We start from the raw sequence: 18,995 nt of genomic DNA on the forward strand, positions 1-18,995 counted from the left end.
CTTCCTGGAGTGACGTCGACGCCGTCGAAGCGGCCTCCGAGTCACAGCGTTCGACGAGCTAGGGCTCAACAAGCCAGTACACGCGGACTATCCCCAGCACCCCTCATCCCGGTGACGGCCGGCCCCGACTCGGCGACTCTCGATTCTCGACCGAACGGTCCGGATCGGAGATCGACGACTAGTGCGCGAGGGCCCGTCTCGGTGGTACAGTTCTCTCGACTTCAGGAGCGGCGATTTCCTCCTCATTCGTGCCGTTACTCGAGTGGCGACCACCAGCAGGTGCTCGCGAGACCGGGCGAGGGCGGAACTTCCGAACAGTCCGGAACGGAACTGATCTAATATTCGAACGCGGTACCAAACTGCTAGTCCTCTCCCCGGCGTCGACTGACGAGCGAAGCCGGATGAACGCTATCGGTTTCGCCCATCAGTTCAGGCCTGGAAAAGCACTAGGTCTCGCTCGGGCTCGGGTCTTCGTCCTCGCCCACTCCCGTCAATCGGTGTTGTACGTAGAACCGGAAGTAGATCGTCCAGATCAGGGCGAACACGAACATGATTCCGAAGAACGGTGGCCCCTCAACGTCGTAGGTCATCACCACGAATCCGCCGCTGATCAGGACGCCGAGATTGTACATGAACATAGCCCCGTCACCTATCGTGAGGTTCATGGGATACGTAGTCGGGTATCCTGTAAAAATGAAGGGGTTCTTCGAGCCTGCGTTCTTCGACGAGGAGATGCGGTCGATCCAGGGTCCCTGTCCCACCCGTATGATTGCCCTCGAGTGGACGAAGGGGATCACAGCGACGTATGATTGATCTCGATGACGTTGGCGTTCTGCCTGATCATCTCCGAGAGGTCGCCACGAAGCCGATCCTCGCCCATTCGGCTGGCCGGTCCGATGACGCTCAACGCACCCAGCACCGTCCCCGACTGGTCCGTGACCGGCGCACCGACGCCGACGAGCCCCTGTATCGTTTCCCCTTCGTTGTACGCGATACCGCGCTCTCTCACCGCCTCGAGTGTCTCGAAGAGGTCGTCGGTATCGGTAATCGTTCGGTCCGTCTGCTGGGCCAATCCCCGTTCATCGACGATCCCCTCGACGCGCCCTTCGGGAAGGTGGGCGAGGATCGCTTTGCCGACGGCCGTGTGGTGGAGTTCGCTCCGGTAGCCGACGTGTAGCGGCGTCTGTACCGCCCGTTCGCCGTATTCGACGTACAGGCAGACGCCGACGCCGTGTTCTTCGACGGTGAACAGCGCCGTCTCGCCGCTCCGTTCTGCCAGTTTATCGACCTCCGTTCGCGCGATGTCGAGCGTCGAAATCCGCGATTTGGCCTGGTGGGCGACGTCGAGAAAGCGGAGGCCGAGGTGATACGTTTCGTCGGCATCTTTGATCACGTAGTCGTTCGCCTCGAGCGTCGCGAGGTGGTTGTGGACGGTGCCCTTCGTGACGTCGAGCTCCCTAGCGATCTCCGTGACTCCCGCTCCGCTGTTCTCGCGAAGAACCTCGATGATGTCCAGCGTCGTCTGTACCGCCTGGATTCGTTTTTTCTCGTTCGAGTCCTCTCGTTGACGGGGCATGTTCTTGCAATACGTTCCTGATTCCTTTAACTGTTCAGCTCTGGTAAACCGGCCGGTGACTCGAGAGTCGAGACTCGAGATTCGAGGCCCTACTCTCGCTTCGACGACGAGTGAGCCGAAAATCGGAAACCGACAATCGAAAACGAAATACTGGAAACCGGAAACCGGAACCGCCTCACTACGGCCGGAGAACCGCCTTGACGACGCCATCGCGCCGTTCACGAACGGTCTCGAGTGCCGTCTCGAACTCCTCGAGCGGGAACTCGTGAGTGACGACGCCGTCTATCGTGAGGTCGTCGCGCCGGAACAGTTCGATCACCTCGTCGACCGCGTGGGAGGCGGTCACGCCACCGACGACGGTCAGTTCCTTCGCAACGATCTGGTCCGGGTCGAGTTCCTTGCGCTCACCGAAGACGCCCGTCAGGACGACTTTCCCCTGCTTGGCGGCGCTCTGGACGCACGTGTCGAGGACGTCGCCAGCCCCGGCGGCCTCGACGCAGACGTCGACGCCCTTCCCGTCCGTGTGCTCCATGATTGCCTCGACTGGGTCCTCCTCGTAGACGTTGACCGTGCGCGTCGCTCCGAGGCGTTTCCCAGCCTCGAGGCGTGCATCGCGCGTGCCCGTCAGGACGACGTCCTTCACGCCCTGTGCTCGCAGGAGTTGTACCCCGTAGAGACCGAGCGACCCCGGCCCGAGGACGGCGGCGGTATCGGTGAACGACGTCTGAATGCGCTGGAGGGCGTGGAGCGTACACCCCGCAGAGTCGATCTGGCTCGCCTCGACGTCCGAGACGTCGTCCGGAAGCGGCGTCAGCGTGTACGCCGGCCAGGCGGCGTACTTCCGGTAGCCGCCGTCGACCGTGAAACCGATCTCCTGCAGATCCGTACACTGGTAGTACCGGCCGTCTCGACACGCCTCGCAGGTGCCACAGTAGACGAACCCGTGGAGGGCGACTCGTTGCCCGACCTCGAGGTGGTCGACGCCCTCGCCGAGTTCGACGACCTCGCCGGCGACCTCGTGACCGAGCACGACCGGGTAGTCGGTCCACGGCGGCCCTTCTCCCTCGATGAGGCCGACGTCGCTCCCACAGATGCCGATCGCACTGACGCGAACCAGCGCTTCGCCGGGTGCTGGTTCGGGAATGTCGCGTTCTTCGGCCCACACGTCACCGGTTCCGTCGGTGACGACCGCCTGTTGTCCCTCCGTTCGATCGACGCTCATGTCGTCACGGTCACCTCGTTGCCGTGTTCGCTCGCGTCCATTGCCGCCGCGCGAACGGCGTCCGAAACGGCCGTTTCGAACGACGGTCGAAGCGAGTCGCCCGATCGACGTCTGCCACCGGAAAGACGGCTACTGCCGACAGTCCTGGTGAACGAACCGATCACTCCTGGAGCCCTGCTCGTGTGAATTACTTCCATAGTCCCGCTCAATCTGGTGGTGACACTCGACGTCGATAATACTACCGATGCTCCTACCCCCTCTCGGCCTGGTCGTTCGCCTCGTGAACCATTTCGAGACGTGCGCTGTTCACAGAAAGGCAGCACGATCCTCGCGTGTGGCGTCAGTAGTAGGGCTGGTAGTCCTCGAGGAACGCCCGCCCGTCCACGCTGTAAGCCGCTAACGAGTCGGACGTCGGGGTGATCGTTTGGCCCGCTTCGAGTGCGGCGTTCACCCCGAGCAAGAGGGTCGTAGCGTCGAGCATCCGTTCGCCAGTCGCGTCACGCGCCCCAGTTATGGCCTCGAGGAACGCGTTCAGGTAGCCCCAATACATCGCCTCGAGGTCGCCGTCGCTGGTTCCGACCTCCCGGACCATCGTCTCGTCGCCGATGCCGACGAACGTGAACGTTTCACGGTCGCTCGCCTCGCCGAGACGAACGGTCGCGTGGGTGCCATCGACGAAGACGACGTCGACCGATTGCCCCGGACCATCAGCAGGAGCGACACTCGCCCACCGATGGCCGACGAGAAAACGGATCGCGTCGACGACGTGACAGCCGTAGTAGAACGGATCACCGTATCCGACGCCGTAGAACAGTCGACCGTCTCCGGCAACCCGAACCGAGCGAAGGGAGGGGTGGTACGGTACCGCGGAACCGCCGAACAGAGGTGTCTCGTCGGCGGCCGACTGGATCGCTCGAACGTCCTCGAGCGACCCAGCGATCGGTTTGTCGATTGCCGTCGGAACGGCGTCACGTAAAAAGGGGACGGCGAGGTCGCGGTGCGTGGTCCAGTCGACGGTCAAAATCATGACCGCGTCGACGTCGTCGGCCATCTCGAGCGGTTCGTCGTACAGCGTCGCTTCGTTTCGTTCAGCGTAGGCTCGAGCGTACGCTCGATCGCGAACGGTTCCCCCGTCCCAGACGCCGGCGATCGAGGTTTCCGGGTGATTTCGTATCGCCGTCGCGTACGACTCGGCGTGACTCGTATCTAACCCGATGATGCCGATTTCGACCATTGCCGGCCACTGACGGTTCATCGACTTAAATTGCTCGCGAATAGGGATGCGGTGTTGTGTGAGTAGGGGAATTCGTATAGCCCAATGAAGTTTATCAGGCCGTAGTTTATATACTGAATCGGTCGAATTGCGCCTGCTTACGGGGGAGTGCGAGCGAAGCGTTCTCGAGCGCTAGCGTCATCGGCCAATTCGAACCCAGACTGTTGCTGAGAACGACGACGTTTACCTCTTCTTCGCTGGGACCGACCGGGAGTCGAACCCTTGGCGATCTCCGCGCATCCTAGAGTTGTTGCCCTTCGAAGACTGGCTCATTGGTGAGTCGAAGCGCGTCTCGAGGTAACTATCACTCGGACGCTATCACGAAACGGCCGCTTTCCCATGGTGCGACCTGCTTCGGCGTAGACGTACGTTCACCAGAATCTCTGTAGCTCTCGGTTCGATACGATACCGGAGTCGTTTCACGTCCGGGGGAACGTGGCGCCCAGTGAGGGACCATCTGTATCGCCAGCCACTATCCGTGCGTTCCGCTGTGCGAGATGCGCACGCAACCCTTCCAGGATTCCGCATCACTCGAGTGAGATCTACATTACTGTCGGCGCCATGGCCTCGGATGATGCTGAACTTCTCCTCGGACCGCAGCACCGAGCTGGTGCTACCCGGCCTGGAGTCCCAATAGTTCCTGAGGCACTGGAACCAGCGAGAGTGTCTGTGACACCTTGCCAATCTGCTCAACCTGGGCCACCTTAGTGACCTGGCCACTCTTCCTCTGACGACCTACCTAAGCTAGCTACCTCAGGTAACCTTTCCAAGGTGCCTACCCTACCTATTCAACCTTACTTGCCCGAACCACCTATTCCAACTATTATGCCTATCCGACCTATCGCACTTATTCAGCCTATTGCACCTATTCAACCTTGGGAAGGTCCCTACGGTAGTTTTAAGCGGACCACGTGAGAGGATACAACCGACAAGCGTGATGGTCCAGAAACGAGGAATAGGAACAATAGGTGACTATTCCAAATTCCGATTCGAAGCAGAGGGGAACGCATGAGTGACGCAGAAACGACTCGAGCAGTCAGCGTCGTCATCCTGAAAGGCGGCGTCGGGAAATCGACGATCTCGATGAACCTCGCGCGCCAACTGACCGAACGCGGGCGAGTCCTGTTCGCCGACCTGGATCCGAACGGCCACGCGACGAACGGCCTCGGATTCGGAGACGCCTATCGCGACGAACTCACGCTCGGCGACGTGATCCTCGATCAGGGAGACGCGACCGCCGGCGACCTCATCGTCGAGACGCCGTTCGGATTCGACCTCCTCCCGTCGTCGAACACACTCGAGGACGTTGAAAAGGATCTGGCCGGAGCCCTCCAGGGGTCGGCTCGAGTCAAAACCAAGATCGTCGACCCGCTCCTCGGCGAGCGCTACGACTACATCGTGTTCGATTGTCCCGCGTATCCAGGGATGCTCAACAACAACGCGCTGGTCGCCACGCAAAACGTCATCATCCCGCTCGAGCCCGGCTCGAGTTCGATCGGCGGGTACAAACGAACGATGGATCGACTCATCAAACCGGCGCGGGAGTACATCGACATCGAGGTCCTGGCGCTGGTTCCGAACAAGCTCCGCGAACGGATCGACCAGCGGACCGAGGATCGCGAACTCCTCGAGAACCTGAACACCGCAGAGGCGACCCAGGGGAAGATCCCGAACTTTGCCCGGATTACGCCGGCGGAGTTCGACGCGATCGACGACGGAGAGATGAACCCTCCCAAACCGGGGGTCCGATACAGCGCAGCGCTGTCGAAGTCGCTCAAGGCGCACCAGCCACTTCTCGATTACGATCCGGAGAATAGCCAGGTCGAGAACTTCGAAGAGCTCGCGTCGATCGTCGCAAATGGGGGTGTTAAACGGTGAGCGGCGAGAACCCGTTCGACGACCTCGGCGGGCTCGAGACCGAGGAGACGGATGCGGCGGACGAACAGTCCGAGCCGGCGACCGAAGCCGCTTCGCAACCCTCGTCCGCCCCGCCGGCGACCGATCGAGTACAGTCGGGCGCGTCGAAACAGGAGGAGACGAGCACGGACGGGGATGAGGACACAGACCCCGAGACGGACGCGGACCTCTCGGGACCGTCGTTCGAATACGCGGAAGTCCAGCAGCGACCACTGTACGTGCGTGAGCGCACGTGGGAAGAATTCAAGGACGCGGTCGGAATCTCCGTGGTTCCCGAGTTGCGACGGGAGGGCGTTCGGGACGAAGCGAAACGCGAGATACACGACGCCGTCATCTCCCTCGCGGTGGAAGAACCAGAGCGACTGGTCGAACTCATCCTCGAGCGTCGGCGAGACTAACCTCTCGCTGGTTCTTCGATCGGTTCGATGGTCGTCCCAGTGGATTCGAGACAGCGTTCGTTTCGAACACCGTTCGTATCGAAACAGCGCTTGGAGAACGTGAGTGTCGTGCCAGTCACGACGAGATAGTACGCTCACCCACCTACCGTTTTCCTAGACTACTAAGGAAAAGGATAGCTCGGTGTCGAGAATCCCCACATTGCTTCAATCGAGTATCGAATATAGACGAACGTCGCTGACAACGTCTCGTCAGCACACGTTACGCTGGGTCGAACGACGATTCGAGTCGATGGACAGTAGTGGGCCGGTCCCTGTCGATTTACTCGATTGTACGCCCAATTCGGGCAGTATTGTCGCTTCCTACACTCACAGTGCAGGACGAGAACGCTCAGAATGCAACGGGCGCGTCGTCACTTTTTCGTGGCGCGATCCAATTACAGCGCACGTCTCGTCGAGGACCTCAGTCCCGATACGAACGCAAGCAAATTCACTCATTCTGCCACTATGAAAAACCTCTCTGCTTTCGTATAGATATCTGAGAACCATCGTGAGCGCGGCTCTCACGTCGACTCACGTCCGTAGAAGTAAACGTGAACGGACTTCGTCGATACTCGAGGAGCGCTACCGCACGTGGACGCCCGTTACGTGTCCGCCACATCCACACTGCTCGACGTACTCCCAGTCGACGTTGCCGTCGAATCCTGTCTCGAGCGTCTCGTACAGGTACGACTCGGGGTGACCGTGGGCGCCGTGAGTCACGAGATTGACGTGGTGGCCAGAGGTCGTGTGTTCGACCGCCTCGAGGGCCTGTCGACGGACCAGGTCGACGTCCTCGCCGTGGGCGGGTTTCTCGAGGTTGGCCGACCATGAGTTGTCGTGGATGCGGTCGGTGATCGGTTCGGCGTCGTTATCGTGATCGTGGTCGTGGTCGTGATCGGTACTGCTTGTGGTGGTCATACTCGTAATTAATGCCTCGAGCGTGAAGTCACCGTTCCCGAATATATTCGCACGCCTCGATCCGGACTCAGGCGTGTTCGATCCGGACTTCCCACTCGTCCGCGGCAACCTCGGTCGTCTCGTGGGTGAAGCCCTTTCCCTCGAGGACGCCGTAGAGCGGGGCCGGTTCGAAACTGTTGATCAGCAAGAGCGTCTCACCATCCTCGAGCGCCTCGAGTTCGCTCATGATGTCGCTGAACGGTTCGCCGTCGATCTCCCGGGCGTCGAGAACGCGGTCTGGGTCGGTATCGTCGCTCGTCATCGGTTCACCCTACGAAAACCACCGTGGTAGTGGTATCGGCGATCATATTCCCCTCGTCACGGTTCAGCAACCGACATCGTCGCCGTCCACCGTCCGAATATGTTCGACGGTAGGTACTGGGCACGTCCCCACCCATTCGAGGTATGCCACGCGCAACGCTCCAGATCGCGATTCCCGAGGCGATGTGGATCGCTCGCCTCTCTCGGACCGACCTGCTCGAGGAGGTTCGCATCCTCTCGGCGATCCCGAGCGGCGCCCACGGGACCGCCGTCGTCGAACTCACGGCACTCGATCCGTCGGCGACGATCGACGCGATTCGCGACGTCGAAACCGTCGCCGACGTCGAGGTGCTGCAACTCGAAGACGACCGCGCACTCCTCCAGCTCGAGACACAACTCCCGGTGTTACTCAACGCCGCCCGCGAATCGGGCGTGCCGATCGGCATGCCGTTCACGATTCGGGACGGGACGGCAACCTGGGAGATCACGACCTCGCACGACCGGCTCTCAGAACTGGGAGCGCAACTGGAGGCCTTCGGCGTCGAGTACGCCGTCGACTCGATCACGCCGGATATGGACACGTCGCAACTGCTGACCGATCAGCAGTTTCGCGTGATAGAGGCGGCGCTCGAAGCGGGGTACTACGACACGCCTCGCACCTGCACGCAGTACGAACTCGCCGAGGCCGTCGGCGTGGCTCGCTCGACGTGCAGCGAGGTCCTTCATCGGGCCGAGGAACGGATCGTCAAGGCGTTCATGGGCGCTACCGCCGAACAAGTTCCAGTCGACGCCTAACAGCAGAACATAAACGGGTTCATCAACGCGACGCGATCGCCCTCCTCGAGTCGCGTCTGAAATCCCTCGTTGTGCTCGTTGAATCGGCCGTTCACTAGGATTCGAGCGTACGCCCGCGTCTGCTCGCCTTCGGGGTTCTTCCGCCAGGTACCCGGTAGCTCCGCGGGCGCTGGAGCCCATCCCCTGGCCGTCGACTCGGCCTCCGTCTCGGCGATGAGGAGGTCAGAGACGTCGTACTCCGCGAAGAACGCCTCGAGAAACTCCGCGAGCGTCGTCCCCTCGAAGGTGAACGGGAAACGGTGTCGACCGACGGCGGTTCGAACGTGGCCCGTACAGGTGACTTCCACCGTCGTCGATTGCGTCGCCTCAGCGTGATCCTCGGTAGTCGGTCGCGTCGCCATACCGTTCGATACGGCGGCCAGATGCAAACGTCCGGCTCCGAATATGTTCGTCTCGAACGAGGTCGGCCGTCGGTTACCGCCCTCGTCGCTCGAGAAATACCGCGAACACGACGGTTGCGTACACGATCGAGCCGGCGAGAACGACGAGACGACCACCGCGCTCAACCACTGGAGCCGAGCGGAGCAGACCGCCGACTTCGACGAGGAGACCACCGGCGAGCAGCGCAATCGAGAGGCCGGCAGTCCGATTGTCGACGAGGGAGCTCGAGGCGACAGCCGGCGGGTAAAACTGGTACGTGACGCCCACGACGGTCAGCCCCAGCAGGCCGACGAGTGCCAGGCGATAGTGGGCATCGAAGGGGTCGCCGGGGACGCCGAACCAGTCGGTGGCGAAACTCAGACCGAGGATGGCCACACCGGCTCCGCAGAGAACGCCGAGTGCGACAGCGTAAAACCCCACCCGACGACGGTTGCTCCGGGAGTACATGTCGACGTAGGCGAGCGCGAACCCCACCAGGGCTGTCGCCTCGAGCACCGCTCCGAGGAGAAAGCGCGACCCACCGAGGAAGTCGCCCACGAGGAGCGCTGGGCCGAGCGCGCCGGCCGGTAGGGCGAGGGCGACGAGCCACGTCCGGGGCGAGACGACCAGAAATCGCGGGAGGAGGCGAAACCCGACGGCGAATAGCAACAGGGCGGCCCCACCCGCTGCGAGGAGGTGCGTCACCGGCGGCCCGCCCGCGACGAGGGACTGGTCGAACTCGAGCCACTCCAGGACGGGAATCGTCGCTCCCGCGAGGACGTAGAGGGCGACCACGGGGACGAACGCGTTCGCGTAGCGGTCGACCCACCGGCGGTCGGCGTTCGCGTCTCCGGTTCCGGTTTCGCGCCCCGAGAGATTGTCCCGGACCGTCCATCCGATCGTGCCGACGAAGACCAGACACCCCGCGAGCCAGAGGGAGGCCCCGATCCCGGTCAGCGTCTCACCTGTCGCCGGGGACAGTGGACTGACGTCGAGGTCGATACCGCCGCTCAAGGCCGCACCGAGGGCGAGACAGCCCGTGCCGACGGCAGCCAGGGGCAGGTGGACGGCGGGTGCCCTGGGGAACGCGAGCGTTCGATCGAAGTAAGACGGCAGCAGGCTGTACCCCTTGCCGAAGACGACGTGGAAGACGAAGCCGTACAGTCCGAGCACGACCCCGACACGACGGCCCACGCCAGCGACGGTTGCGAGCTGCCAGCTCACGAACCACACGATGCCGACCGCGACGAATCTACGCGCCCACCGGGCTTTGATCGCCGTGCTCATTGGTTCCCCTCACGAGATGGACGGTATAGAACCTTGACACCAGGCCGAACACGTTCGCCGAAATGGTTTGGACCGTCGTTCCGCATTCTCGTCGGTATGGCGTCGACAGACGAGGGTCGATCGATTCCGGACGCGGACTGTTCGTCCGAGGAGTGGTGGGCGTACGTCGAAGCGGTGGAACTCGAGCAGGTTGAGACCGCCCACCGGACGCTCGAGCAGTGCGGGACGCTGACCGCGGCACAGCGGCGCGTCATCGAGGAACTGGCGGCGACCCTGGTCACTTCGCTCCTGCCGCCGGTTCGATTCGCCGTGGAGCGGCGTTCAAGAGCGACGAATGAGCGTTCATCGGGAGTCCGATCTGGCGGTCACTCGCTGTCTGCTGGAACCGTCCGTTTGTACCGCCGTAGCGTGTCGCCGTCTTCGTCGCGAAGTTCGACGGTGAACTGCTTCTGACCGACGACCGTCTCGAGATCGGACCGCCGGATCTCGAAATCGCACGGCGGTTCCTCGACGGTTTTGATGCGTTTCTGGCCTGAAGTGACGACCACGTGGTCGATCCCCGAAGGATCCGACAGCGAGCACTCGACGAGTTCGTCGACGACGGTGCACTCGAGGTCGGGGTCGACGTCCGGGCTTCCCGTTCCGTCGTCGACGAGCGTCCCGAAGTCGAGCAGCATAGGGGATATCGGGGCCATCCCGAGGACGAGAACGATCGTCAGGAATATCGAAAGGTTGAGCATCGATCCATTGCGAGCGATCGTCCGCGTCAGGTGGTGATTCGCCGTACGTCGGAGGCGGATAACCCCCGGGAGCAAGACGAGGTGCGTCAACGGCCCCCAGACGATGAGCGCGAACCCGTAGGCCGCGACGAAATACAGGAACGACCAGGAAGGGCGATACGAGAGTAACAGATTCGAGGCCGACCAGCAGAAGAACCCAAAAAACAGCAGGCCGACGCTCTTCAGCACTCGCCAGATGGGGGTGTTGGCGTAGTAGACGCTCAGGACGTCGTTCCAGGTCCGTCTGCACAGACCGCTGGCGAACGAGAATACGGATGAAGACGTACGGTCGGTCATTGTTGGATGTCGTGGTGTTGTGGCGGTGGTTGAGAGACGAAGGCAGGTGGAACGGCTACAGGCCGATCTTCCAGAGTTGGCTGAGCAGGTACCAGTTGAGGAGGTACGTGATCACGAACGCCGTCAGGAAGACGAGACACAGGACGAACGTCCCGCGCATCTCGTAGTGGTGGACGGACTCGCCGCCGTCGGCTGCGAGGCCACCGTCGGGCGTGATGTCGTCATTGTCGCCGGGCTCGATGCGCTTGCCGAACAGGACCGAGCCGACGGCGAGCACCAGAAACAGGACGCCCCCCGCAATCGCCAGCAGGGCGAACACGCCGAAGACGCTGAATAGCGGTCCCGCCGCGCTCAGGCTGAACTCGGTCCCGGGGATGTTCTCGACGACCTCGGTTGTCCGACGGGGGACGCCGTAGAGGATCCCGACGTACATCAGCATCAGCGTCGCGATCGCCATCGCGCCCGAGTAGAGGTACGGCTGGACTGAGGCCAGTTTCGGCGAGATGAACTGGCGCATGAACAGCGTCCGGATGACGAAGTACGTCAGCCCCATGAAGGCGAGCGTCGTGCCGAGGACGACGGTCGCGTGGAAGTGACCGACCGTGGCAAGCGTATTGTGCCAGGTCATGTTGAGCTGAAGCTGCCCCATGATGACGCCGGTGATCCCCCCGAGGAAGCCGAACAGGATGATCGAGAAGATCGTCGCCGAGAACATCGGATTGAGCCATGGCGCGCCAGTGAGCCAGCCGAACAGCCCGCCCCCCAGGCCGCGCCTGCGTCGTCCGGCCTCGATACCCGCGGGAATCGCGAAGGCGTGAATCAGGCTGGCGAACGTCGCCCCGTAGAACGCGTAGGAGGTGTTGAAGATACGCCACCCGGTCGAAACCGCGGGATCAGACAGCAGGTGGTGGGCCGCTCCCAGGTTGATGAAGAACAGGTACAGGATGAACGCCGTCCGCGAGACCTTCTCGCTGACGACCTCGGCTCCCCCGACGACGTGGGTCAAAAAGTACCAGACGGCGATCATCGCCACGAGGTTGATCTGCTGGGTCCCGTGACCGGCGATCCAGTACAGCTGACGGTAGATCGCGGCGTCGACCGAGGCGATGATCTCCATTCGCCAGAGGAACGCGTAGCTGAACGCGGCGAGACCGCCGAGGATCGCCTCGACGGCGATGACCGCGGTGGTGAACGCCGCGAACGTCACGAGCGGGAGCGTCTGGCCCGCGTTCTCGCGCTTCTCGACCCAGAGCGTGGCGAAAAACGGGAAGGCCGCGACGGTCGCCCCCAGCAGGAAGACGATCACACCCGCGTAGAAGAGCGGCTCTGACGGGTTGGGGACGTACGCTGTCAGCAACGGCGCTTCGTTCGGCGCGCTCGTCGTCCAGATGCCGTAGTTGACCGCCACCGCGCCGAGCACCATCGTCACCCAGCCGACTTTGGCGAGGATCGGGATCGACAGTCGCCGACCCAGGACCATCGGCCCGCCCACGTAGAGGATGGCGATCTCCATGAAGATCATCCAGAAGATCAGCAGGTTCCACGCGTGCATGCTCAGGTGCGTGTAGAAGTCGCCTGCCTCGAGCAATCCGACGAACTCCCAGCGGGTCATCGCCACAGTGAAGGCGAAGATGCCGCCCACGAGCAGCGCGACGATCGCTGTCAACCCGAAGAGCTTGGTGGGGTTTTCGGCGGAGCGATGAATCCGCAGCCCCGTCACCGAACACGTTCGAAATCCGTCGGGGCCGTAATCGTTGTCGAAGAGATCCAGCATCTATACCCCCTCCGTAACGACGATCGTTCCGTGCATGGTTCGGTGTCCCTGGCCGCAGAACTCGTTACAGATGATGTGGTAGGTACCCGGATCGTCGAATTCCATCGGCACGACCCACTCGTAGCCCGGCAACACCTGCAGGTTGATTTGCTTGCTCAGGTTCGCTTCGGGCCGCAACGAAAAGCCGTGCTGGACGTCGTAGGAAGTGAGGTGGATGTCGTACTCCACCCCGGTCTCGAGGACGACCGGAGCGCCGTCCCACGTGAATCGCATGCCAGCCAGGTACACGTCCGTACCGTCGGGAACGAGTCCGTCCTCGGTTTCTTCGGCCGCGTCTTCGTACGTGGCCATCTTCTCGCGGAACGCCTCGGCTGACACCTCGTAGGTCTCGCCGGTCGGGTTCTGGTCGCCCGTTCGCGTCCAGACGCTCATCCAGCCGAACAGGATGATCGACCAGATTCCACCGAGTCCGAGCCAGACCGTCTCGCGTCGGTTGATTTTTTGATCCCACCAGTTGCCCTCGGGCGGTTTGATTGGTGACGTCATGGTTCACCCCAGCGGAACCGAAAAGACGTCGATTGCCCCCCAGATCACGTACACGAACAGGAAAAACGCGAACGCGAGGATGGCGAGTACCCATATTCGATCGTACACCCGCTGCATGAACGGTATCTCGTCAGCTGACTGTGTCGTCATTCGAATCTCCCTGTCGGTCATTTGGATAACGGTTCCATGGGCGTTCCCACGCACATGTTCGCAACCGTTCCCGGCCGCTGGGAGGCGATTCACATCCTTTCCGTGACCAGTTACGGCTCGAGAGGCAACCGTCGCTACGATGGTCGCGTCTCGAGAGGTAGGTAGCGAATCTATAGTAGTCGGTGACACGATTTACCGATCGCCGCAGGCAGACGGCCGGAACCAGTCGCTCCGGCCATACCGTCGCGACGAGAAGGTAATGACTTCAACGCCTGCTATAGTTGCCAGGTAGGGCAATTTCAACACTCGGCAAGGCGGATAGTGGTTGGGGCAGATTTGAACCTCGCCGAGACGTGCTCGCTTCGCTGTGCGCGCCTCGTCTGGTTCAAAGTGCCCGACGTAACGAATTTGCGCCTCACGGAGTTGTTCGGCGCAAAATTAGTGGGTTGGGGCAGATTTGAACTGCCGACTTCCTCCGTGTGAAGGAGGTATCATAACCGAACTAGATCACCAACCCTCAACCCACGGTATCCGCGGGCGAAACTTAAGCGTTCCTTTCACGGACGACTCAGTATGTCGGGGTCTCCTCGACTTCCCCGTCGCGCTGGTTGACCACTCGAGCCAGCGTAAACAACCCGTCAGACAGCCGATTCAGGTACTGTATCGCGTTTTCGTTGACGGCATCTGGCTCGGCGTCCGCTAGCGCGACCGCTCGTCGTTCGGCGCGTCGGCAGACCGCTCGGGCGTGGTGGAGGCTGGCGCCCGACTCCCCGCCGGAGGGGAGGATGAACGAGCGAAGGGGCTCGAGGTCCTCGTCGTGGTCGTCGATCCACGTCTCGACGGTCGTGACGTGATCCTGTGTGATAATGGGGTCGCCGTCGCCGTCGTTGGAGTCGTTGGAATCGGTATCGGAGTCGGGGTCAGGATTCGCAAAATCGGCCTGGACAACGTGGAGGTGATTCTGGACCGTCCGCAATTGCTCGTCGACGTCCGCGTGTCCCGTCGGTCGAATCGTCCCCAGGAGCGCATTGAGTTCGTCGACCGTTCCGTAGGCTTCGATCCGCGGATCGGTCTTCGACACGCGCGTCATGTCCCGCAGGTCCGTGCCGCCGTCGTCACCGCGTCCGGTGTAAATCGGCATCGTACCCGTGCAAACGGCCGGGCGTGTCTTAATTTCCCCGCCGAACGCTGTCGGGATGCGCCTCGCCCGTTCGACGAGCGCATTGCGAGTCGTCTCCGACTCTCACACCTTCGGCAACGATGGAATCGGCCGGAGCCCGCAAATCCGCGAGGTTCCAGCATCGTGGATCCCGCATCCGATTCCATATACCACTATATCGTTCATATCTGGATCGCGAGCGAATTGTACATCGGCGAATCAGTACGTTAAACTCGTTCGAGGCGTAATCGGCGCGCATGACGATGGAACTCGAGGCCGAGTGTCCCGACTGCGGTGAACAGACGTTCTACCGGGCGGCGAGTACGACCGTGCATCTCGGCAAGAAGGTGAAGTGGCACTGCCCGAACTGCTCGTACGGGTTCGTTCAGATCGACGGCATCGACTCGAGTGCGATATAGACGGCGTACGAAACGTAATTCTCTCGAACGGTACCCGGCAGCTCCGTTCTGGTGAGATTTCAGCGTCGAATTGAATACACCGAACGAGTGCGAGGGTCCTTGCCGTTCTGGACGCCGATCTATCGACGGCGGGAGTGTGACTCGCGACAGCCAGAATGCTTGGCAATTCTGGTGATGGAGCTACATTCCGAACCGCTAGCTTCACGAAACCGCGTGTACCCACTGCGAAACCGGGTGTTTCCAGTGAAGAATCGAGCAATCTAACTCGAGAATCGGTTACGGAAATCATCGAGGTCAACTGGAACGCCCAAGTCTTGCCCTGCGCTCCTCGACGGCTGTGAAAACGAGAATCGTCCGTACGCGATAGTTCAGCGACCCACGCCCATAAACTATATATCGCGATATTCATTACCGCGTAGTTACCGATCGACGGTCGTTCCCCACTGGCTCCAGGCGAAGACGAGCACGAGGACGACGCCGAGGACCAGAAACAGGGACCAGTGGACGAACGGCGAGTTTCCGAGCCATCCGGGAAGCGTGATGAGACCCGTCGCCTGCATCGCCCCGAACGCGATCAGGCTGATCCCGACGATCGAGATGAGGCCGATAGCGATCGTCTCCTTGATCATCCAGTAGCTCTCTCGAGCCTCCTGCTCGCTATCGGTGACCGGCTCGTCGATCGCGTCCGCGTCGGGTTCGTTACCCAGGAGTCGGGCGTCCTCGTTGATCTCCTCCTGGTCCGTGCCAGGGGTGTCCGACCCCGAGTCATGGGTGTCCGACCCGGTGTTATCGGTGTCGCTCACGGGAGACTAGTCGCTTCCAAAACCGGTAGCCGTTGTACTTGCACTTACAAGCGCTCGAGGCCTATAGTCCTCTCAGCGGCCATGTACGTGCTCGAGACGGGGACAAGCGTCTCGTCGGGCGAATCTTTCTGTGGATCACGAGCCCCGTTCCGATCGACCTGTCGTCGAAGACGGCAATACTAGCCACTCTGCGCAGGGTAATGGCTCGAGCCACGCTGTATCATCGTATGAGCGACGACCGAGACCGATCGTTCGCCACGAACTCCGTCCACGCCGGACAGGAGCCAGACCCCGCGACGGGTGCGCGAGCCCCGCCGCTGTACCAGACGACGTCGTACGTCTTCGACGACGCCGACGACGCTGCCTCGCAGTTCGCCCTCGAGGAACCGGGATACATCTACTCGCGGTTGATGAACCCGACCCTCGAGACGCTTCAGGAGCGACTGGCCGCCCTCGAGGGTGGGGTCGGCGCCGCGGTGACGAGTTCGGGGATGGCGGCGTTCGACCTCACGACGTTCCTCCTCGCCAGCGCGGGAGACAACATCGTGAGTGCCTCCTCGCTGTACGGCGGTACCTACACCTACCTGACACACTCCGTCGAGCGCCGCGGGATCACGACGCGATTCGTCGACACGCTCGACTACGACGCCTACGCGGAGGCGATCGACGAGGAGACCGCCTTCGTCCACCTCGAGACGATCGGCAATCCGGCGCTCGACACGCCCGACCTCGAGCGCATCGCGGAAACCGCCCACGACAACGGCGCGCCGCTGGTGGTCGACAACACGTTCGCGACCCCGGCGCTCTGTCGCCCGCTCGAGCACGGCGCCGACGTCGTCTGGAACTCGACGACGAAGTGGCTCCACGGGTCGGGGACGACCGTCGGCGGCGTCGTCGTCGACGGCGGGTCGTTCCCGTGGGCAGACTACCCAGAGAAGTACTCCGAACTCGCGGCGGACAACCCGGCCTACCACGGCGTCAACTTCGCGGAGACCTTCGGCGAGGCGGCGTTCACCTACGCGGCCATCGCTCGTGGCCTGCGCGACCTGGGCAACCAGCAGTCGCCCTTCGACGCCTGGCAGACGATCCAGGGCCTCGAGACCCTTCCCCTCCGGATGGAACGCCACTGCGAGAACGCGCTGGCCGTCGCGGAATTCCTCGAGGATCACGAGGCCGTCTCCTGGGTGAATTACCCGGGCCTCGAGTCACACGAGACCCACGAGAACGCGAACCGATACCTCGAAGGCGGCTACGGCGGCATGATCACCTTCGGACTCGAAGCGGGCTACGACGCCGCCAGGGAGACCGTCGAGTCGACCGAGCTGGCGAGCCTGCTCGCCAACGTCGGCGACGCGAAGACGTTGATCATCCACCCGGCGAGTACGACCCACCAGCAACTGAGCGCCGAGGAGAAGGAGGCCTCGGGCGTCACCGACGACCTCGTCCGGCTCTCGGTCGGCATCGAGGACCCCGGCAACATCATCGCGGACCTCGAGTCGGCCATCGAGGCGGCGACCTCGAACTAGGCCGCTGGGTGGCCGTTCGGGACTGACGCACTTTTTTAGGACGACGCTGCGTCGTAGCTCGCATGAGTGACGTTCAGGTGCTGGCAATCTGTGGCAGCCTCCGCGAGGAGAGCTACACGCGAATCACCCTCGAACGAGCCCTCGAGGCGTCGGCCGACGCGGGCGCGGAGACGGGGTTAGTCGACCTTCGAGACTACGACCTCCCCCTGTACGACGCCGACGTCGACCGCGAGGATGCGGGTGATGCAGCGACAATCGCCACGCGCGTTCGAGACGCGGACGCCGTGCTCCTCGGCTCGCCGATGTACCACGGCTCGTACTCCTCGCCGCTGAAGACCGCGCTCGACTACTGCGGATTCGACGAGTTCGAGGACAAGACCGTGGGGCTGGTGGGGATCGCCGGCGGCTCATTTCCGGTGACCACGCTCGAGCACCTGCGATCCGTCTGTCGAGCGCTCAATGCGTGGGTGTTGCCCCACCAGGTGGCCGTGCCGCGGGCCCACAGCGCGATCCAGGATGGGTCGTTCGTCGACGACTCGCTCGAGGAGCGCGTCGCGACCCTCGGCGTCCGTGCCGTGCAGTACGCGACGATCGAACCCGATCCGGGAACGTTCGAGAGCGATCAGAACGTCGGCGCCTGACCCACTGGAACTCGAGACGGTCAGGGCTCGAGCGCGAGCTGAAACCGCCGCTGGTGGGCGAGAAACGCGAACGCGCCGAAGACCAGAAAGCCCAGCTGGTAGGCCTCGATGCGGAAGACGACGGTGGTCGCCCCGAACGCGAGTGGCTCCGTGAGGACCGTCCAGTTCGTCAACCAGGCCGACGCGAGCAGGGTCGTTGCGCCGACCGCGATCAGCGCTCCCGAGAGCAGTGACGTGACTCGACAGCGACGCGTTTCGGGGAGTTGGAACACGCGACGCTCGAAGTGGAGCTGGACGGCCACGACGCCGGCTAGGAAGGGTCCGGCGACGAGGAGTCCCTCGGGATTCCCGATTCGTTCGGCGACGAGCAGCCAGACTGGCCAGGCAGCGACGAAGAGGAGCGCGACTCCGATCCGACGCGGCGTGAGCAAGGCGAACATCGGGGTCGTCGTCGCGCCGAACACGCCCGTCCGGAGTAACGCCCCACAGAAGAGGATGCCAAGTCCGGCGAGAGCGGTCGATGGCGTTCGCGATTCGACGACGATCAGCGTGAACCAGAGCCCGACGGCGGCGGTGTCGAGCGTCGCGGCACTGCCCGCCGCCGTGAGGCCGACGAGTCGGCGGCGGGTGTGGCGGCTGAAGCGTCCGGGCTGGCGGATGACGCTCATACTGGCGACATGGACCGGATCGGTTTCGTTATGGGATGCGTTCTGCGAACCGGCGCGACCGAACGCCGGATGAACGGAATTGGAAACC

General features: G+C 62.5%; 22 protein-coding genes and 1 tRNA gene. 7 read left to right on the forward strand and 16 right to left on the reverse strand.

Translation table 11 applies throughout. From position 1 onward, the window contains the following. Positions 1 to 446 precede the first annotated feature (446 nt). Positions 447 to 665 carry a DUF8074 family membrane protein gene (locus ACFQO4_RS17635; protein ID WP_500262172.1) on the reverse strand — a complete coding sequence of 73 codons (219 nt, stop codon included), beginning with the start codon at positions 663 to 665 and terminating at the stop codon, positions 447 to 449. On the opposite strand from ACFQO4_RS17635, the gene ACFQO4_RS17640 reads away from it, so the two are divergent. Further along, the gene (locus ACFQO4_RS17640) at positions 664 to 813 is read left to right on the forward strand and encodes a hypothetical protein (protein ID WP_500262173.1); all 150 of its coding nucleotides are present in this window, start codon (positions 664 to 666) and stop codon (positions 811 to 813) included. The two genes, ACFQO4_RS17635 and ACFQO4_RS17640, sit on opposite strands and share 2 nt — an antisense overlap. Here ACFQO4_RS17640 and ACFQO4_RS17645 read toward each other — a convergent pair. From ACFQO4_RS17645 to ACFQO4_RS17655, 3 genes are all read right to left on the reverse strand, one after another. Further along, a complete protein-coding gene (locus ACFQO4_RS17645; RefSeq protein ID WP_500262174.1) occupies positions 794 to 1,576 on the reverse strand; it encodes an IclR family transcriptional regulator in 783 nt (260 codons plus the stop codon). The two genes, ACFQO4_RS17640 and ACFQO4_RS17645, sit on opposite strands and share 20 nt — an antisense overlap. Before the next feature lie 178 nt (positions 1,577 to 1,754). Beyond that, positions 1,755 to 2,798: a zinc-dependent alcohol dehydrogenase gene (locus ACFQO4_RS17650; protein ID WP_500262175.1), complete on the reverse strand. Its 1,044-nt coding sequence runs from the start codon at positions 2,796 to 2,798 to the stop codon at positions 1,755 to 1,757. Between the two features lie 340 nt (positions 2,799 to 3,138). Then, entirely contained in the window at positions 3,139 to 4,032 is an 894-nt protein-coding gene (locus ACFQO4_RS17655; protein WP_500262176.1) for a Gfo/Idh/MocA family protein, read from the reverse strand. Positions 4,033 to 5,079: 1,047 nt separating this feature from the next. Here ACFQO4_RS17655 and ACFQO4_RS17660 point away from each other — a divergent pair. Continuing rightward, the gene (locus tag ACFQO4_RS17660; protein ID WP_500262177.1) at positions 5,080 to 5,949 is read left to right on the forward strand and encodes a ParA family protein; all 870 of its coding nucleotides are present in this window, start codon (positions 5,080 to 5,082) and stop codon (positions 5,947 to 5,949) included. Then, entirely contained in the window at positions 5,946 to 6,386 is a 441-nt protein-coding gene (locus ACFQO4_RS17665; RefSeq protein WP_500262178.1) for a DUF7970 domain-containing protein, read from the forward strand. Before ACFQO4_RS17660 ends, ACFQO4_RS17665 begins: the two co-directional genes overlap by 4 nt. Positions 6,387 to 7,007: 621 nt before the next feature. Here the strand turns inward: ACFQO4_RS17665 and ACFQO4_RS17670 are convergent. Then, positions 7,008 to 7,343, reverse strand: a complete 336-nt coding sequence (locus tag ACFQO4_RS17670) for a CGCGG family putative rSAM-modified RiPP protein (RefSeq protein ID WP_500262179.1) — start codon at positions 7,341 to 7,343, stop codon at positions 7,008 to 7,010. A 67-nt stretch (positions 7,344 to 7,410) separates the two neighbouring features. Next, positions 7,411 to 7,644, reverse strand: coding sequence for a DUF2249 domain-containing protein (locus ACFQO4_RS17675; RefSeq protein WP_254156364.1), 234 nt, complete (start codon positions 7,642 to 7,644; stop codon positions 7,411 to 7,413). Between the two features lie 143 nt (positions 7,645 to 7,787). On the opposite strand from ACFQO4_RS17675, the gene ACFQO4_RS17680 reads away from it, so the two are divergent. Next, entirely contained in the window at positions 7,788 to 8,438 is a 651-nt protein-coding gene (locus tag ACFQO4_RS17680; protein WP_500262180.1) for a helix-turn-helix domain-containing protein, read from the forward strand. Here the strand turns inward: ACFQO4_RS17680 and ACFQO4_RS17685 are convergent. From ACFQO4_RS17685 to ACFQO4_RS17720, 8 genes are all read right to left on the reverse strand, one after another. Further along, complete coding sequence (locus tag ACFQO4_RS17685) at positions 8,435 to 8,839, reverse strand: ubiquitin family protein (RefSeq protein ID WP_500262181.1); 405 nt, start codon at positions 8,837 to 8,839, stop codon at positions 8,435 to 8,437. The two genes, ACFQO4_RS17680 and ACFQO4_RS17685, sit on opposite strands and share 4 nt — an antisense overlap. Positions 8,840 to 8,912: 73 nt before the next feature. Then, a complete protein-coding gene (locus ACFQO4_RS17690; RefSeq protein WP_500262182.1) occupies positions 8,913 to 10,145 on the reverse strand; it encodes a hypothetical protein in 1,233 nt (410 codons plus the stop codon). A 365-nt stretch (positions 10,146 to 10,510) separates the two neighbouring features. Beyond that, positions 10,511 to 11,221: a hypothetical protein gene (locus ACFQO4_RS17695; protein WP_500262183.1), complete on the reverse strand. Its 711-nt coding sequence runs from the start codon at positions 11,219 to 11,221 to the stop codon at positions 10,511 to 10,513. Between the two features lie 55 nt (positions 11,222 to 11,276). Further along, complete coding sequence (locus ACFQO4_RS17700) at positions 11,277 to 12,995, reverse strand: cytochrome c oxidase subunit I (protein ID WP_500262184.1); 1,719 nt, start codon at positions 12,993 to 12,995, stop codon at positions 11,277 to 11,279. Then, complete coding sequence (locus ACFQO4_RS17705) at positions 12,996 to 13,541, reverse strand: cupredoxin domain-containing protein (protein WP_500262185.1); 546 nt, start codon at positions 13,539 to 13,541, stop codon at positions 12,996 to 12,998. A gap of 3 nt (positions 13,542 to 13,544) precedes the next feature. Continuing rightward, entirely contained in the window at positions 13,545 to 13,691 is a 147-nt protein-coding gene (locus tag ACFQO4_RS17710; RefSeq protein ID WP_312907835.1) for a hypothetical protein, read from the reverse strand. 442 nt (positions 13,692 to 14,133) lie between these two features. After that, positions 14,134 to 14,208: transfer RNA gene (locus ACFQO4_RS17715), tRNA-Val, on the reverse strand. Positions 14,209 to 14,259: 51 nt separating this feature from the next. After that, positions 14,260 to 14,832: a cob(I)yrinic acid a,c-diamide adenosyltransferase gene (locus ACFQO4_RS17720; RefSeq protein WP_500262186.1), complete on the reverse strand. Its 573-nt coding sequence runs from the start codon at positions 14,830 to 14,832 to the stop codon at positions 14,260 to 14,262. Positions 14,833 to 15,107: 275 nt separating this feature from the next. Here ACFQO4_RS17720 and ACFQO4_RS17725 point away from each other — a divergent pair, with 275 nt between their 5' ends. Next, positions 15,108 to 15,269 carry a DUF7838 family putative zinc beta-ribbon protein gene (locus ACFQO4_RS17725; RefSeq protein ID WP_500262187.1) on the forward strand — a complete coding sequence of 54 codons (162 nt, stop codon included), beginning with the start codon at positions 15,108 to 15,110 and terminating at the stop codon, positions 15,267 to 15,269. A gap of 419 nt (positions 15,270 to 15,688) precedes the next feature. Here ACFQO4_RS17725 and ACFQO4_RS17730 read toward each other — a convergent pair whose 3' ends face one another. After that, a complete protein-coding gene (locus ACFQO4_RS17730) occupies positions 15,689 to 16,072 on the reverse strand; it encodes a hypothetical protein (protein WP_500262188.1) in 384 nt (127 codons plus the stop codon). Between the two features lie 227 nt (positions 16,073 to 16,299). Between ACFQO4_RS17730 and ACFQO4_RS17735 the strand changes: the two genes are divergently transcribed. After that, entirely contained in the window at positions 16,300 to 17,598 is a 1,299-nt protein-coding gene (locus ACFQO4_RS17735) for an O-acetylhomoserine aminocarboxypropyltransferase/cysteine synthase family protein (protein WP_500262189.1), read from the forward strand. A gap of 62 nt (positions 17,599 to 17,660) precedes the next feature. Next, complete coding sequence (locus ACFQO4_RS17740; protein WP_500262190.1) at positions 17,661 to 18,239, forward strand: NADPH-dependent FMN reductase; 579 nt, start codon at positions 17,661 to 17,663, stop codon at positions 18,237 to 18,239. A gap of 20 nt (positions 18,240 to 18,259) precedes the next feature. Here the strand turns inward: ACFQO4_RS17740 and ACFQO4_RS17745 are convergent, their stop codons facing one another. Next, a complete protein-coding gene (locus ACFQO4_RS17745; RefSeq protein ID WP_500262191.1) occupies positions 18,260 to 18,907 on the reverse strand; it encodes a hypothetical protein in 648 nt (215 codons plus the stop codon). Between the last annotated feature and the right edge of the window lie 88 nt (positions 18,908 to 18,995).

This window comes from Saliphagus sp. GCM10025334, assembly GCF_042663485.1.
Taxonomy (GTDB): domain Archaea; phylum Halobacteriota; class Halobacteria; order Halobacteriales; family Natrialbaceae; genus Natronosalvus.

What these genes read in the sequence shown, in the direction of transcription:
- ACFQO4_RS17640 (WP_500262173.1), top strand. Translation starts at nt 664, where the DNA reads ATGGGATACGTAGTCGGGTATCCTGTAAAAATGAAGGGGTTCTTCGAG.
- ACFQO4_RS17635 (WP_500262172.1), bottom strand. Translation starts at nt 665, where the DNA reads ATGAACCTCACGATAGGTGACGGGGCTATGTTCATGTACAATCTCGGC.
- ACFQO4_RS17645 (WP_500262174.1), bottom strand. Translation starts at nt 1,576, where the DNA reads ATGCCCCGTCAACGAGAGGACTCGAACGAGAAAAAACGAATCCAGGCG.
- ACFQO4_RS17650 (WP_500262175.1), bottom strand. Translation starts at nt 2,798, where the DNA reads ATGAGCGTCGATCGAACGGAGGGACAACAGGCGGTCGTCACCGACGGA.
- ACFQO4_RS17655 (WP_500262176.1), bottom strand. Translation starts at nt 4,032, where the DNA reads ATGGTCGAAATCGGCATCATCGGGTTAGATACGAGTCACGCCGAGTCG.
- ACFQO4_RS17660 (WP_500262177.1), top strand. Translation starts at nt 5,080, where the DNA reads ATGAGTGACGCAGAAACGACTCGAGCAGTCAGCGTCGTCATCCTGAAA.
- ACFQO4_RS17670 (WP_500262179.1), bottom strand. Translation starts at nt 7,343, where the DNA reads ATGACCACCACAAGCAGTACCGATCACGACCACGACCACGATCACGAT.
- ACFQO4_RS17675 (WP_254156364.1), bottom strand. Translation starts at nt 7,644, where the DNA reads ATGACGAGCGACGATACCGACCCAGACCGCGTTCTCGACGCCCGGGAG.
- ACFQO4_RS17680 (WP_500262180.1), top strand. Translation starts at nt 7,788, where the DNA reads ATGCCACGCGCAACGCTCCAGATCGCGATTCCCGAGGCGATGTGGATC.
- ACFQO4_RS17685 (WP_500262181.1), bottom strand. Translation starts at nt 8,839, where the DNA reads ATGGCGACGCGACCGACTACCGAGGATCACGCTGAGGCGACGCAATCG.
- ACFQO4_RS17690 (WP_500262182.1), bottom strand. Translation starts at nt 10,145, where the DNA reads ATGAGCACGGCGATCAAAGCCCGGTGGGCGCGTAGATTCGTCGCGGTC.
- ACFQO4_RS17695 (WP_500262183.1), bottom strand. Translation starts at nt 11,221, where the DNA reads ATGACCGACCGTACGTCTTCATCCGTATTCTCGTTCGCCAGCGGTCTG.
- ACFQO4_RS17700 (WP_500262184.1), bottom strand. Translation starts at nt 12,995, where the DNA reads ATGCTGGATCTCTTCGACAACGATTACGGCCCCGACGGATTTCGAACG.
- ACFQO4_RS17705 (WP_500262185.1), bottom strand. Translation starts at nt 13,541, where the DNA reads ATGACGTCACCAATCAAACCGCCCGAGGGCAACTGGTGGGATCAAAAA.
- ACFQO4_RS17710 (WP_312907835.1), bottom strand. Translation starts at nt 13,691, where the DNA reads ATGACGACACAGTCAGCTGACGAGATACCGTTCATGCAGCGGGTGTAC.
- ACFQO4_RS17720 (WP_500262186.1), bottom strand. Translation starts at nt 14,832, where the DNA reads ATGCCGATTTACACCGGACGCGGTGACGACGGCGGCACGGACCTGCGG.
- ACFQO4_RS17725 (WP_500262187.1), top strand. Translation starts at nt 15,108, where the DNA reads ATGACGATGGAACTCGAGGCCGAGTGTCCCGACTGCGGTGAACAGACG.
- ACFQO4_RS17735 (WP_500262189.1), top strand. Translation starts at nt 16,300, where the DNA reads ATGAGCGACGACCGAGACCGATCGTTCGCCACGAACTCCGTCCACGCC.
- ACFQO4_RS17740 (WP_500262190.1), top strand. Translation starts at nt 17,661, where the DNA reads ATGAGTGACGTTCAGGTGCTGGCAATCTGTGGCAGCCTCCGCGAGGAG.
- ACFQO4_RS17745 (WP_500262191.1), bottom strand. Translation starts at nt 18,907, where the DNA reads ATGAGCGTCATCCGCCAGCCCGGACGCTTCAGCCGCCACACCCGCCGC.